The sequence below is a fragment of the Frankia sp. CcMO1 genome (genome assembly GCF_977945845.1).
This window is the reverse complement of record NZ_CDWTMG010000116.1, coordinates 1-14,100: the sequence shown is the minus strand read 5'-3', so window position 1 is coordinate 14,100 and position 14,100 is coordinate 1. Positions and strand designations below refer to the sequence as shown.

Below are 14,100 nucleotides of genomic sequence, written 5' to 3'. Positions count from 1 at the left end.
AAGCAACAGTCACCATCGCCGCGATCAACGAATGGCTGCCCCGATAAACTTCCCAAACAGGCCCTAGGCCCCTTGCCTATCCAGAGGGATAAATCGGACACAAAAGCCTCTGGATAGGCAAGGAAGCCGGGAGCCTCGGGCGTCCCGGCTCCCCGGGCCCCCGGGTCCCGGGTCGGCCGGCGGGATTCACGCTTCGGCAGGGCCACCTGCACGGGCTCGGAGAAGTGCCATCCGGACGACTTCCGTCGTTCTCGCCGCTTCCGTCGTGACATCGTGCCAGGTGAAGCGCAGAACATCCCAGTCGAGACGGACGAGGTCGTTCTGACGTGCCCGATCGCGATGAAGAGCCTCCGGCTCACCGTGCGGCCCGACGCCGTCCGCTTCGATCGCGACCCGCAGCGACGGCCAGGCGAGATCGAGCCGTGCCACCGGCCGGCCGTGTCGGGGATCGTGGACTATCCATTGAAGCTCGTCCGGGGCCAGCCCGGCGTCATCGAGAAGGAGCCGCACACGCGTCTCCAGCGGTGACTCTGCCCGCCCGTCGATCTTTGACCACCATCCGTCCGCACGATCACCATTGCGGCGTTCCTGCACGCGTGTGCGAAGATCGAACAGCTCGTTCCGGGATAGACGGCGTTGGTGAACAAAAGCGTCGAGGACACAGATGAACAGCTCGCGGTCGCACAGTAGGGCCAGATCTTCCAACGTCCGGGCAACCGTGGTGGTACGGATGCCGTCGAGGTCGATGGTCTCGCCACCGCGAACCGTCATCCAATGCCGGTGACAACCGCCACGCTGACGAAGTCCCCCCTCACCGGGCAGCGCGACATCGACGGGTTCGTCGGGCCGCCAGCGGGAGAGGGCGGGAAGGCCGTGCAGTCGGGCCGCGGTACGTCCGCAGATCGTCCCTCCGACGATCGACAGCGCCGCTCGGGCACGGGCCCGGATTTCGTCCCGAATGGGCGGCACGAGCAACATGCCCCGCACCGGGGAGGTCCAGCCGTGCCTGCGTCTACGAACGCTGATCGCTTGGTCCGACATCCCGAGCTGCCGGGCATGCCGACGGGTGATCATGTCGTCCTGCTTGCGGGCGAGTGCGACGACCTTCTCATAGGACTGGGTCACGTCCCCAGTGTCGATCACGGTTCGAGCATCCTGCCGGGCTCGTTCGCGATCTGTGCATAACCGGCCCCTCTCGCCGGCTTCCTTGCCTATCCAGAGGCTTTTGGGGACGTAATGAAGTAACAAATACGTGATCGAGAGCATCATCGCAGGTCACAGGCCTGTGGAGGGTTCGAAACGCGCAAGTTATTTCATTTCGACTCCTTTGCGCCCGATTTATCCCTCTGGATAGGCAAGGAGCTCAGCCGGCGTTCCAACGGGCGTGGCCGTTGAACCCGCCGGTAGTGGTGAGCTTGCGGTCACTATCGTTCGGATTGTTCGGATCGTTCGGATTCAGAACGTAGAGTTGCCGGTCACCAGGGTCCGTGGGATTGCGCTGCCCGCTGAAGGCGATGCGACCGTCCGGCGCGTAGGCCGGGTCCTGGTCGTCCCCGTGCACCCGGGTGAGCTGCCGGGCGTCGGTGCCGTCCGAGTTCATCTCGAAGATCTCCAGATCGCCGTTCTTCGCCCGGGTGAAAGCGATCTTCCTGCTGTCCGGGGATCAGACCGGGTCCGAGTCCCCGTTACCCTGGTCCTGCGTGATCGGGGTCGCCTGGGCATCCGGTTGGGCCGGGATCACCACGATGAAGCCGCGGTCGCCACCGGTGTTGTTCGACCAGTAGGCGATCCGCTCGCCGTCCGGCGACCAGGCGGGGTCGGTCGCCTGCGGCTTCGCGTTGAGCCGCCGCACGCTCGAGCCGTCCAGTTTCACCACATACAGGCCGGGGTTCGGCGTTCCGGTCTGATCCTTGGTGGAACGGACGACCAGGAAGCCGCCGTCGGGGGAGAGCGAGGGCCGGGCGTCGTCCGCGATCGCCAGCCCGGCGGCCGGGCCCGAGGTGAACAGCTGTACCGGTTTCCCGGAGCCGTCGGCGGCAATCGCCTGCAGCGTATTCGGGCTGCCCTTCTTGAAGTAGACGATCGTCTTGCGATCGTCGCTGATCGCGGGCAGCATCTCCTGGTCCGGACCGGTGACGATCGGCTTGTCGTTCGCGAGCAGCCCGTTGTCCGTGACCTGCCCGGTGAACAGATCGTAGTTGCCGTTGCGGTTGGACGCGTAGACGAGGGTGTCCTTGCCAAGCGGCTGGGCCGCCCTGGGCAGCGTGAAGGCCGCTGATTGGGCCGATGAGGCTGGTTGGGGCGACGTGGCCGGAGCCCCGGAGATGGTGGCCGGATTGGCCGCGTCGGTCCCGGAGCCGCCGTCATCACCCGAGCTGAGGGCGAGTACTCCCGCGAGGATCGCGCCGACGACTACGACACCCCCACCGACGAGCAGCGGGGTGCGGTTCCTGTTCCCGCCCGCGCCGCCCTGCCGGCCGGGAGCATCGGCTCCACCGCCCCCGGGACCGCCGGGACTCCCGTGACCGCCGGCACCGGCGGGTAGCCGGGTCGGGGCGTCCTGGTCGACGGTGTAACCGCTGCTGACGGGGGCCGCTGCCGTTGCGGGGAAGCCGGCCCCGTGGGGCCCGGTGCCGCCCGTGACCGGTGCGCCCGGGCCGGGCACTGGCAGCTTCCAGCCCTGCAGGATGTTCGTGACGTCCTGCGGGTTGACGGCGGCGGCAGCGTCCGGGCCGGTGCCCGACGGGTCGCCGAGCAGGCGCAGCATGAGCTGCTGGGCGCTCGGGCGGGTGCTCGGGTCCTTGCGCATCGCGTGCCAGACGATCGGGCGCAGCGCCGGGTCGACGTCGTCGAGCCGCGGTTCCTCGTGTAGGGCGCGGTAGAGCAGCACCTGCGCCGAGGCCTCACCGAAGGGGTAGTGCCCGGTGGCGGCGAAGGCGACGAGGCCACCCCACGCCCAGATGTCGACCGCCGAGGTGATCGGCCGGCTCTCGATCTGCTCCGGGGACATGAACGCCGGCGTCCCGAGCTGCTGGAGATCGCCGGTGAGGTTACTGCCGGCGTCCACCGCCCGGGCGATACCGAAGTCGATCACCCGGGGGCCGAACGGTGAGAGGATGACGTTCGCGGGCTTGAGGTCGCGGTGCACGATCCCGGCGCTGTGGATGGCGGTGAGCGCCGCGGCCACGCCGACCGCGAGTTGTTCGAGGTTGGCATTGGCGAGCGGGCCGTTGCGCTGGACGTACCGGGCGAGGGTCTTGCCCTCGATGAACTCGGTGACCAGGTAGGGCCACTCGGCGTCCGGATCGGCGTCGAGCACCTCAGCGGTGCAGACCCGGGCGACTCGCCGGGCGGTCTCGGCCTCCAGCCGGAACCGGGCTCGGAACTCGGGGTTCCCGACAGCCTCATTCCGGATCACCTTGATGGCGACGAGCCGGCCCTTCCCGGAGCGGCCCAGATAGACCATGCCCATTCCACCCTGGCCGAGTTTGCCTAGCAGCGTGTACGAGCCGAGCTCGTGGGGGTCGTCCGGGCCAAGGGGGGCGGATCGTGCCGCCACACCCGCATCCGATGACATCATCGACCTGTACCCCCACCCGCCGCGTGCCGACCGCGGCCTCGCGCGGGAACGCCGCGCAGGTCGCGGGCCGGCCGGTGGACGCGCACCGACTCTTGATCCATCACGGAATGTCCCGATCAACCATTACGGTCAACCGCTGGCAAAATCTTAGGCGAGAGTGACCGGGCACCGGGCTGTCGGGGCCCCGACAGCCCCCGCCACCTCGATGTCAATGCAGCGACAGGCATTCGGCGCCCGCGTGGCTTCTGTCATCCGGTCACGTCCTGCCTCCTGGTCGGCCGGGGGCGACCAGGGGCGGTCGGGGTCTCTGACCGGGTACGGCCGGGGTCGACCGGGGCCGACCAAGGCCCGGGCGGGGGAGTCTCCCGGGAACGCCGCGCCGCGTCCCCGGGAACCCCCCGAGTCACGACCGAGCCGTCGCGGACCTCGCGACACCTCCGATTGCCGGTCGGTCCACCGGCGACCCGGTCTGGTCCCCGATCAAAGCGGCTGGCGGCCCACACAACCCCGTATCTGTGCGGCTTTCGCCGAATGTGTCAGGAAGGAACGCTGCACGGCCGAACGCGAACGGCCGAACGGTGCTACGCCCGATCATCCGACCCGACGACCTCCAGGACCTCGTCGACGTCCCGGCGGGGAGTGGGGCCGAGCGGTTGTGCACCCGGCTCGGGATAGCCGGCCCGCAGGATCATCTGGACGTGCCCGAGACCGCTGGTGGTGCCGCGGAACTGCTCCCGCATGCCCTCGACGTCGATCGCCTGCGACATCGGCGACGAGGCGAGACCGAGCAAGGTGGCGGTGAGCAGCACACGCTGCATCGCCTGCCCAGCGCGCAGCCGGTCGGCGGTCGTGTCCGCATCGGTGCCGATGATCAGGATGCCGGGCCGTTCCACACCCGTCTCGTCCAGCACGGTCCCCGCCTCGCCGACCACGTCGAGGTCCCGCATCGGGAACTCGGACTGGCGCGGGGCGTCGGTGTGGACGACTGCGCTGCGCGGGATGCCATCGGCCGACGTGGACCCCGTTCGACTCCACGAGGCCAGTTCCTCCCGGTAGGCCACGTTGTGCGCCTCGATCCAGTCCGCCCGGGACAGCAGGACGCTGACCTGGACGCGCAGCTCCGGGTCGATCGGCGCGGTGAGCCAGCAGCCCTCCGCCTCGGCCGCGGCACGCAGGCGGCTGATTACCTCGGCCGGCAACGGCTGGTCGTCGAACGGCCGGCGATCGGTGTGCCGCCGCGGGATGGCATCGGCCAATGCCCGCTCGTCGTCCTCGGCAGGCTGATGGCCGATCACCGAGATGGTGGCGAGCGGGGCGGGGCGGAAGTCGTCGACGCCGTCGGGTAGCGGCTCCACCACGGGGACCTCGCCGCGGGTCCGCAGCGCCAGCCGGGCGTTGAACAGCGCCGCTCCGCAGCTCAACAGCATCTGCCGGCCCTCGGGATCGGCGACCTTGAGCTGGCGGGTGCTGTCGGCGAGAAGGGTGAGCCGGCCTGCCTCGAGGCGCCAGCGCCACGGCTGCGTGTTATGGATGGACGGCGCCGCGGCGGATGCGGCGACCACCTCCCGAGCCAGGTCGGGAGTCAGGGGAACCAGTACGGACCGTGCTGCTTTGGTGGACATCTCAGCCTCCCTTCTCTCAAGTGTCTACCCCCAGCCTGCCCTCCCGACCGGGTAGAGGGCATGTGCCGAGGGGAACAGTCGGGGCGGACCAACGGCCGGCAGGCGGGAGTCGGGCGTCGGGTGGCGGGGCGTCGGGGCGTCGGGTGGCGGGCCCGAGGCACCGCCGCGGACGTGGTGGGTGGGTACGGCCGGGATGGCACGGGCAGGGCGGAGTGCGTGTGCGGAGCGCATGGGCGGGGCGGAGTGATGGCGGGTATCGCGGGTAGCCCCACTGCATGGCTGGAACCGACACAGAGGCGGTGCTCGCCGAACTGCTCGCCCGGCATGGGCGGACCTACGCCGACGATATCGGCGCCGACGTGCCGACTGACACCGCGGAGGCGATGTTCAGGCTGATCGTCTTCGCCCTGCTCGCGAGCGCACGGATCCGCACGTCGATCGCGGTCGCCGCCTGTCGTTCCCTGATGGACGCCGGCTGGACCGACGCCGCAGCCATGGCCGAGGCGACCTGGGAGGACCGTACCCGGGTGCTGAACGGCAGCGGGTACGCGCGCTACGACGAGAGCACCTCTCGGACATTGGAGGCGGCCTGCCGTTACCTGATGGACACCTACGACGGTGATGTCCGCCGGCTGCGGGATGCCGCCGAGCACTCCCCGGACCGGGAGCGGGAGCTGCTGCAGAAGATCAAGGGGATCGGTCCGGTCGGTGCCGACATCTTCCTGCGCGAGGCGCAGGCGGGATGGGACGAGCTGGTGCCCTACCTCGACGAACCTACCTGGAGAACGGCTGGAGCCCTCGGGCTGCCGACCGGCCCGGCGAGGCTCGCCGCACTGGTCGACCGGCAGGACTTCCCGCGGCTGGTCGCTGCGCTGGTGCGGGCGCGTCTCGAGCACGACGTCACCGACCTGCGGGAGGCGGCGAGCAGGCCCTGACGCCCGTCCGGTCCCGACCCCAGCTGGCGAGACAGGAGCAGACAGCAGGCGGGCAGCAGGCAGACAGGAGGCGGGCAGGAGTCAGACGGCAAGCAGACAGCAGGCAGACAGGAATCAGGCAGGAGGACGTGTCGATGACGACGCACGACGACAGGATTCAACGCAAGATCGCGTTTCTGGTGGCACCGGAGGGCGTCGAGCAGGTCGAACTCACCGAGCCGTGGAAGGCCATCGAGCAGGCCGGCCTGAGTCCGGTGCTGGTGTCGACGGAGGGAGGCAGGGTGCGGGCGTTCCGGCACCTGGACCCCGCGGACACCTTCCCGGTCGACGTCACGGTCGCCGAGGCGGATCCCGCGGACTTCGACGCGCTGGTGCTGCCCGGCGGAGTCGCCAATCCGGACGAGTTGCGGTGGCAGCCGGGTGTTGTCGAGTTCGTCCGGTACTTCTTCGATGCCGGCCGCCCGGTGGCGTCGATCTGCCACGCTCCCTGGACCCTGATCGAGGCGGACGTGGTCCGCGGACGGCGCATCACGAGCTGGCCGAGCCTGCGCACCGATCTGCGCAACGCCGGGGCCGAGGTCGTGGACGAGCAGGTCGTCATCTGCCGGTCCGGGCCGAACACGCTGATCAGCAGCCGCAGGCCGGATGATCTGCCGGCCTTCGACGGCACCCTGGTGGAGCATCTCACCTCGGTGGGCGTCTGATTACCTCGGTGGACGCCCCAGCTCGGGACGCCGTTCACCGTGGATGCGAAGGAACCGCCGGAAACGGCTCCTTCGCCCGGGCCGTCTGCTACCTCGGATCAGGTTGGTCGCTACCCCGCACCAGGTGGATCATTGCGGTGTATCCCGTCGCCGGACATCCGTAACCTGGAACAGCGATGATGCGGCATTCCGGCCGCCGTGCCGGATGGCGGGCCGGCTTGCCGTGGTTGCCGTGGTCGTTCGTGGACACGCCGTCGTTGTCGTGGACATGTCGTTACCAGGGTGGGGTCACCGGAGCCGGGTCACCAGGCGGGCCGGGAAGATCTGCCGGGGAGGGGCTGTTACTCCCCCTGGCTCACCTGACGGCGTCGGCCCGCAGCCCGGGAAGCCGCAGCCCAAGAATCCGACCGCGACCGGGAGGAGAGCCGGTGCCGACCATGCAGGACGTCGAGCGCGCCCGTGAACAGGCGTACCTGGACACGCTGTACATCCGGTTGGACGAGGTCCGCGAGATCACCCGTGGGCAGCTGCGCCGGGTCCTGCTGGAAAGTGGCACGGGCACCCCACAGTCACTCGTGGAACGTGACGTGTTCGCGGCGACCCACGCCGACCGGCTCGCCCGCCTCGACGCCGCCGAAGGGCGGCTGTGTTTCGGCGCGATGGACCACGCCGACGGGCGCCGGACGTACATCGGCCGGATCGGCCTGTCCGACAGCGAGCAGGAACCGATCCTGGTGGACTGGCGGGCCCCGGTGGCCACCGCCTTCTACCGGGCGACGCTGGCCGATCCGCACGGTCTGGTGCGGCGGCGTCATCTGCGGACCAAGGGCCGGGAGGTCACCGGCATCGCCGACGACCCGTTGAGCCTGCCGGCCGGCACGGCCACCGGCACTGGCACCGGCACGAGCGAGCCCGGCGGGGTGACGGCGTCCGGCGACACGATGTTGCTCGAGGCGCTGGCCGCGCCCAGGACCGGGCGCATGCACGACATCATCGCCACTCTGCAGGCCGAGCAGGACCGCATCATCCGGGCGCGGGCGAACGGCGTGCTCGTCGTCGACGGTGGACCGGGGACCGGTAAGACCGCGGTGGCGCTGCACCGTGCCGCCTATCTGCTCTACAACGACCGGGCTCGACTCGACCAGTCCGGCGTGCTGATCGTGGGGCCGAGTCCGGTGTTCCTGCGCTACATCGACCAGGTGCTGCCCTCCCTCGGGGAGACCGGGGTGATCTTCGCCACGCCGGGACGGCTCTTTCCCGGGGTCGACGCGCACGGCGTCGAGGACGCCGCGACCGCTGCGCTCAAGGGTGATCCGCGGATGGCCGAGGTCATCGCCGCCGCCGTCAGGGACCGGCAGCGGCTGCCGCGGCGAGAGGTGCTCATCCCCTACGACGATCACATGCTGCGCCTCGGTCGCGACACGGTCGCGCGGGCCCGCACCCGGGCGCGGCGCAGCCGCCGCCCGCACAACTCGGCCCGTCGGATCTTCCTGCGCGAGCTGTTGGCAGAGCTGGCCACCCAGGTGGTGAACCAGATCCCGGGCGGGCTGCTCGACGCCGACGAACGCGGCCAGATCATCCGGGACCTGTGGTCGGCGGAAGAGGTCCGTACGGTGCTCGACGGCCTCTGGCCGCTGCTGACCCCCCAGCGGCTCCTCGAGGAGCTCTTCGCCGATCCGGCGGCCCTGGCGCGTGCGGCGGGTAGCCGACTCACCCCGGCGGAACGATCTCTGCTCGAGGACCGGCGGACGGCCGCAGCGTCCGCCCGGATCCCGGTGCAGCGCGACGGCGTGGGTACGGCGAGTACAGCGGCCGCCGAGCGGGTCGAGCGGGCGTGGGCTCCGGCCGATGTGCCGCTGCTCGATGAGGCCGCCGAGCTGCTCGGCGACCCGGGCGAGGAGACCGGCCGCGAGACCGCCCGCCGTGCCGAGCGGGAACGCGAGGAGGAACGCGAGTACGCCCGGGGCGTGGTGGACATGCTCGGGCTCGAGGGGCAGGTTGACACCGAGGCGCTCGCCGAGCGGTGGAGCGGGCCGCGGGCGCGGCGCAGTGCCGCCGATCATGCCCGCGAGGACCGCACCTGGACTTTCGGCCACCTGATCGTCGACGAGGCCCAGGAGGTCTCGCCGATGTTGTGGCGGCTGTTGTGGCGGCGCTGCCCGGGACGCACGGCGACCCTCGTCGGTGACCTGGCCCAGACCGCCCGGCCGGGCGCGCCGACGTCCTGGGGGGAGCTGCTGGGGCCCGCGGTCGGCGACCGGTTCACGGTCGAGCGGCTCAGCGTCAACTACCGCACACCTCGGGAGATCATGGACGTTGCCGCCGACGTCCTGCGGGCGCAGGACCCGACGGTCTCCGTTCCCCTCTCAGTGCGTTCGGTGGGCCGTGCCCCGACGGCGGTGCGCGTGGGCGACGTGACGACCGACGATGTCCCGGGCCTCGTCGGTCTGCTCGAGACTGGTCTGTTAAAGGACAGGCGGACCTTCGCCCAGGAGCCTCCCGGGGACCTCGTCGCCGCCGTGGTGTACGCGGCGAGCCGGGCCGCGAGCGAGGTCGGCGACGGGCGGGTCGCCGTGATCTGCCGCCCGCAGGACATCCCGGGGCTGCGCGGCGCCCTCATGGCAGCCCTCCCGGATCTGGCGGTCGCGGCGGACTCCGTCGACCCCGCCAGATCCGTCGGCAACGCTCTCGACGCGCCGGTGGTGGTGCTGAGCGTGGCGGAGAGCAAAGGTCTCGAGTTCGACGCGGTGGTGCTGGTGGAACCGGCCGCGTTGCTGGCCGGGCCGACCCGGGGGCTCGCCGACCTCTACGTCGCGCTGACCCGGGCCACCCGTTTCCTGACCGTGGTGTATTCCGGCGAGCTTCCGCCGGTACTGGGCCGACTCGCCCGACGGTAACGTGCCCGCCCGCGGACGGGTTCCGGATCCGTCCGCAAATACCAGCTAGCCCTGCGTGAGGAGCAGCGTCGGAACAAAATTCCGATATTTTCTTGATATAAAATGTCCATCCATCGTTCATCGGAACGTTGTTCCGTGTGGCTAGGTTCGTGGATGTGACGACCAGGCCCAGGGCGACCAGGCCCAGTGAGACCGGCGCGGCGAGCGTTGCTGACGAGCCGGCTGGCACCTTTGCTGAACGGGTGCGGGGGGCCGCCGCGGATCTCGCTCCGAGCGAGGCCCGGGTCCTCGAAGCGTTGCTGGAGCCGGGAGCGGAGATCCTTAATCTTTCGGTATCCGAGGTCGCCGCTGCCGCGGGGGTGGGGGTCGCCACGGTCGTCCGCGCGTGCCAAAGTCTCGGCTTCAAGGGTTTCCAGGCAGCCAAGATCGCTCTAGCTCAAGATCTTCTGCCGCTCGGTGAACGCCCCCGGGAGGACATCGATCCCAGCGACACCGTGCATCAGGTGCTTGCCAAGCTGGCGGCCTCGAACGGTCAGGCACTGTCGCGCGTCCCGATGAGCGTGGGCGCGGGTGCGCTTGCCGATGCCGTTGAGGCGCTCCATGCGGCGCGGCGTGTTCTTTTTCTGGGGGTCGGCACAAGCGCACCGATTGCCGCGGACGGGGCGTTTCGGCTGGCCACGATCGGCGTCCCGGCCAGCTTCCCGCCGGATGTGCACACGCAGCACGTGCAGGCACGCCTGCTCGGGCCGGATGATGTCGCGGTCGCGGTGAGTCACACCGGGGCGACTCATGAGACCGTAGGCGCTGCTCGCGGCGCACACGCCGCCGGTGCCGCGGTTATCGCGATCATCAGTTTTCACAGCAGCCCGTTGACGGAGGTCGCGACAACCGTGCTCGTCGCCGGGAGTCGTAAAACCCGGTACCAAATAGAGGCGATGACCAGCCGTCTCGCCCACCTCCTGGTTCTTGAGAGCCTTTTCATCGCTCTTCTTCTGCGGAATCCTGACCATGCCCGCATCGCGCAGACTCTGGCTGCGGATGCTCTCGATGAACACTGTTACTGATTCGTCCTACTCAATCGCTACTGATTCGCTCGGACTGTTCAGATTTTGATGGAGACAGATGATTATCTCTGGGACGTTTTCCGACCACGGCGCGAACCAGCGAACAGGGGGCAGTCAGCGGCCAGCCGCGGTGCTGTTCGACTGCGATGGATTGCTCGTGGACAGCACGGCGGCATGGGCCACCGCGTTCGACGAGGCAGCCGCGGCCGTCTCCTTCGAGTTGGACGACGCGATGCGCGGGCAGCTGGTCGGCAGCTCCGTCGCGTCGGGGGCCGCGCGGATCGCGCGCTGGGGCAACCAGGAACACGAAGCTGCCTTGATCGCATCGGTGCTTCACCGTTCGCTGCGGCAGGCGGTGAAACGTGACCCTCCTCGCGCCATGCCGGGCGCGGCCGCCCTGCTCGCTGGCCTGAGCGGCAGCGTACCGATGGCGGTCGCCTCGAACAGCCCGGCCGATGTACTCGTCGCGATGCTCACCGGCGCGGGATTCGATGTGGCGTTCGACGCGACCATCGCCGCGGACGATGTCGACCTACCCAAGCCTCACCCGGAGGTCTACCTAACCGCCTGCTCGGCCCTGGGAGTTGATCCGCGCGACGCGGTCGCCGTCGAGGACTCCAGGATCGGGGCAATCGCCGCGCAGCGGGCCGGTCTGGCGGTCATCGTCGTTACCACCGGAGACTGGCCGCAGAGCACACCCCTGCCGTGGCCGGCGGAAGGACGCCCTCTCCTGGTGACCCCGTCCCTGACCGAGCCAGCCGTCACTCGCCAGCTCATGCCGTCATGACGAATCCCCCGGCGACGCAGGCGACCGGCAATGTGAACGGCAATGTGAACGGCGGCCGGGCGACGTCGACGACACGGCTTGGAGTACTCACCGATCTTCATCTCGCTGCTTGGTAGGTGCGGGAGGGCCCGTGGCTCGGCTGCCCGGGCGCGCCGGGCCCTCCCGGTGAGTTTCAGGCTGACCACGCTCGCCCTTCGTGGAGTGCGAGGGTGCCCTCCTGTGCCTGCGGGAAGTGTGAGCCGACCCCGTCGGTTCCTGGCTTCGACAGCTCGTTCCAGATCCACTCCCGGCTGTGGTTCGCAAGCTTGACGTCGACGTCGCCAACGCTGTGCCAGCTCGGGTGGTGTAACTGGTGCGGGCAGGTGATCGCGTCACCGAAGAACAGGATCCGCTGGCCGCCGCTGGCCGCCATGACGCTGGTGCGCCCCGGGGTGTGACCCGGGGTCGGCATCAAGGAGATTCCCGGCAACACTTCCAACTTTTCACGGTCCAGGAGTTGAACGCTGCCGGCATCACGCAAGCCAGCAAGCGAGAGCTGCTGATCGATAATGAACTTCCGCTCATCGTCGTCTTGCCCATCCGTGGATTTTCTGGCCGACTCCTGGAAGTACGTGTAATCAGCCCCGCCGATCCAGATCCTGGCCTGAGGGAACAAATTAGCGTTCGGATCGACGAGCCACCCGAAGTGATCACAGTGCAGGTGTGTCACGACGACATCCTCCGCAACCTATCGTTGTGACGGAGCGTGATGGCTCCTGGGGCTGTAAAGGGACGCACCCGCCCATCCGGAAAGATCGCGACTTGTCTAAGGTCCGTGATCGTCGGAAGAACGGGTGCGTTGTTGTTCGGGGGTACGGCTGGTCGTGCGGTGGCGGCGGTGCTGGGGTTGCCGGGGTTCGTGGCCGAGGTGTTGGAGTTCGAGACGGATGGTGTGGCCGCGCGGTGGGCGCGGGTGGCCTGGCACACGGCGCACGGCGCGTTCGTCTCCGCGGGTGGGCACGGCCTGCTCGGCGTGGTCGAGACCCGGGCGAGGGCCTCCGTGATCGCCTGGCTCCGGGCCCAGCCGGCGGCCTGGCGTGACGGGATCCGGGCGGTCACGATCGACATGTCGACGACGTACCGGGCCGTCGCCCGCGAGGCCCTCCCGCACGCGATGGTCGCGGCCGATCATTTTCATGTGGCCCAGCACCTGGGCAGGATGTGCGATGACGTGCGACGACGCATCAGTCACCAGCTCCACGACCGGCGCGGCCGGGCCACCGACGTCGAGTACCAGCTCAACAACGCGCTGCGCTACGGTCCTGAGCGGCTCTCGGACCGCGGCCGACGGAAGATCCTCGACGGGCTCGGCGAGCTCGTCGCGATCGACGGCGACGCCGCCTACGACCTGCGCGTCGCCTGGACCGCGAAGAACCGGCTGCTCAGGGCGCTCGCGCTCTCCCCGTCACGGACCGGCCGGCCGGTCACCCGCACCGAGATCGCGCACACCGTTCCGCTTCCTCGACTACGTCGCGACCTTCGGCACCAGCATCCCCGAACTCGTCACCGCGACCGAGACCCTCAACACCTGGCTCGAGGAGATCACGAACGCTGTCCACCACGGGATCTCCAACGCGGCCGCCGAGGGAGTCAATCGCCTCACGAAGCTGATCTACCGGGTGGCGTTCGGGATGTCCAACGTCGCCAACCAGCAACTCAGGGCCCGGTACACCGCCTCCCGCGCTGCCCGCCCGCAGTGGCGACCGACCGTAACCACCCACGCGACCGCTACGTAATCAGATGACTACGACCTCTGGCTAACTGCGGAGAGCCTCAACGGTGGCGCAGACACAAGGCACGCGGACAGATGATCGTTGTCCGTTTCGCCGACGATGCGATCACCGGCTTCGAGTACGAGGACGACGCCCGTCGGTTTCTCGTCGACCTGCGCGAGAGGTTCGCCAGGTTCGGTTTGGAACTGCACCCCGGCAAGACCCGGCTGATCCAGTTCGGTCGCTACGCGGCCAGTTGGCGGAAGACCCACGGTCTCGGGAAGCCGGAGACGTTCACCTTCCTGGGGTTCACACATCTGTGCGCGACGTCCAAGAAGGGGCACTTCTGGGTGAGGCGCGTCACGGACAAGAGGCGGATGCGGGCGAAGCTCAAAGAGATCAAGGAGGAACTGAAGCGGCGCCGGCACCAACCCGTCCCGGTTCAAGGGCAGTGGCTACGCAGTGGTGGTTGGGCATCTCAACTACTACGCCGTGCGCGGCAACACGGACGCGGTCGCGTCCTTCCGCACCCAGGCGACACGGCACTGGTTCAAGGCGCTTCGCCGACGAAGCCAGCGCACGCGACTGGCCTGGGCGCGCATGGGGCGCCATGCCGACCGATGGCTACCACCCGCCCGCCCACGCCACCCGATGCCGAGCGTGCGCTTCGACGCCAGAACCCGAGGCAGGAGCCCAGTGCGGTAATCCCGCACGCTGGGATCTGTGCGGGGGCGCCCGCAAGGACGGTCCCTACCGCGAC

9 protein-coding genes and 3 pseudogenes are annotated in these 14,100 nt (G+C 69.3%); 8 read left to right on the top strand and 4 right to left on the bottom strand.

Annotation, left to right across the window (positions count from 1 at the left end):
• Positions 1-186 precede the first annotated feature (186 nt).
• The 3 genes and pseudogenes from AC08OU_RS14710 to AC08OU_RS14700 all read right to left on the bottom strand — a co-directional run bounded on the left by AC08OU_RS14710 (position 187) and on the right by AC08OU_RS14700 (position 5,202).
• Positions 187-1,143: a hypothetical protein gene (locus AC08OU_RS14710; protein ID WP_476600506.1), complete on the bottom strand. Its 957-nt coding sequence runs from the start codon at positions 1,141-1,143 to the stop codon at positions 187-189.
• A 220-nt stretch (positions 1,144-1,363) separates the two neighbouring features.
• Positions 1,364-3,580 (bottom strand): annotated as a pseudogene (locus AC08OU_RS14705) (protein kinase domain-containing protein).
• Positions 3,581-4,161: 581 nt separating this feature from the next.
• A complete protein-coding gene (locus AC08OU_RS14700; RefSeq protein WP_462203886.1) occupies positions 4,162-5,202 on the bottom strand; it encodes an Acg family FMN-binding oxidoreductase in 1,041 nt (346 codons plus the stop codon).
• A 275-nt stretch (positions 5,203-5,477) separates the two neighbouring features.
• On the opposite strand from AC08OU_RS14700, the gene AC08OU_RS14695 reads away from it, so the two are divergent.
• The 5 genes from AC08OU_RS14695 to AC08OU_RS14675 all read left to right on the top strand — a co-directional run bounded on the left by AC08OU_RS14695 (position 5,478) and on the right by AC08OU_RS14675 (position 11,589).
• Positions 5,478-6,137 (top strand): HhH-GDP family DNA glycosylase, encoded by a 660-nt coding sequence (locus AC08OU_RS14695; protein WP_476600508.1) that lies wholly within the window; start codon positions 5,478-5,480, stop codon positions 6,135-6,137.
• Between the two features lie 134 nt (positions 6,138-6,271).
• A complete protein-coding gene (locus AC08OU_RS14690) occupies positions 6,272-6,841 on the top strand; it encodes a type 1 glutamine amidotransferase domain-containing protein (protein ID WP_462188293.1) in 570 nt (189 codons plus the stop codon).
• A gap of 428 nt (positions 6,842-7,269) precedes the next feature.
• Positions 7,270-9,738: a HelD family protein gene (locus tag AC08OU_RS14685; protein WP_476600509.1), complete on the top strand. Its 2,469-nt coding sequence runs from the start codon at positions 7,270-7,272 to the stop codon at positions 9,736-9,738.
• 149 nt (positions 9,739-9,887) lie between these two features.
• A complete protein-coding gene (locus tag AC08OU_RS14680) occupies positions 9,888-10,802 on the top strand; it encodes a MurR/RpiR family transcriptional regulator (RefSeq protein ID WP_476600511.1) in 915 nt (304 codons plus the stop codon).
• A 58-nt stretch (positions 10,803-10,860) separates the two neighbouring features.
• A complete protein-coding gene (locus AC08OU_RS14675) occupies positions 10,861-11,589 on the top strand; it encodes an HAD family hydrolase (protein ID WP_476600512.1) in 729 nt (242 codons plus the stop codon).
• A 172-nt stretch (positions 11,590-11,761) separates the two neighbouring features.
• Here the strand turns inward: AC08OU_RS14675 and AC08OU_RS14670 are convergent, their stop codons facing one another.
• On the bottom strand, positions 11,762-12,298 hold the full coding sequence (locus AC08OU_RS14670) for an MBL fold metallo-hydrolase (protein ID WP_476600514.1): 537 nt from the start codon (positions 12,296-12,298) through the stop codon (positions 11,762-11,764).
• 39 nt (positions 12,299-12,337) lie between these two features.
• On the opposite strand from AC08OU_RS14670, the pseudogene AC08OU_RS14665 reads away from it, so the two are divergent.
• The 3 genes and pseudogenes from AC08OU_RS14665 to AC08OU_RS14655 all read left to right on the top strand — a co-directional run.
• Positions 12,338-13,018 (top strand): annotated as a pseudogene (locus AC08OU_RS14665) (ISL3 family transposase); the annotation flags it as partial.
• Positions 13,019-13,118: 100 nt separating this feature from the next.
• Positions 13,119-13,364 carry a transposase gene (locus AC08OU_RS14660; protein ID WP_476605126.1) on the top strand — a complete coding sequence of 82 codons (246 nt, stop codon included), beginning with the start codon at positions 13,119-13,121 and terminating at the stop codon, positions 13,362-13,364.
• Positions 13,365-13,435: 71 nt separating this feature from the next.
• Positions 13,436-14,100, top strand: a pseudogene (locus tag AC08OU_RS14655) (hypothetical protein); the annotation flags it as partial.

What these genes read in the sequence shown, in the direction of transcription:
- AC08OU_RS14675 (WP_476600512.1), top strand. Translation starts at nt 10,861, where the DNA reads ATGATTATCTCTGGGACGTTTTCCGACCACGGCGCGAACCAGCGAACA.
- AC08OU_RS14700 (WP_462203886.1), bottom strand. Translation starts at nt 5,202, where the DNA reads ATGTCCACCAAAGCAGCACGGTCCGTACTGGTTCCCCTGACTCCCGAC.
- AC08OU_RS14695 (WP_476600508.1), top strand. Translation starts at nt 5,478, where the DNA reads ATGGCTGGAACCGACACAGAGGCGGTGCTCGCCGAACTGCTCGCCCGG.
- AC08OU_RS14690 (WP_462188293.1), top strand. Translation starts at nt 6,272, where the DNA reads ATGACGACGCACGACGACAGGATTCAACGCAAGATCGCGTTTCTGGTG.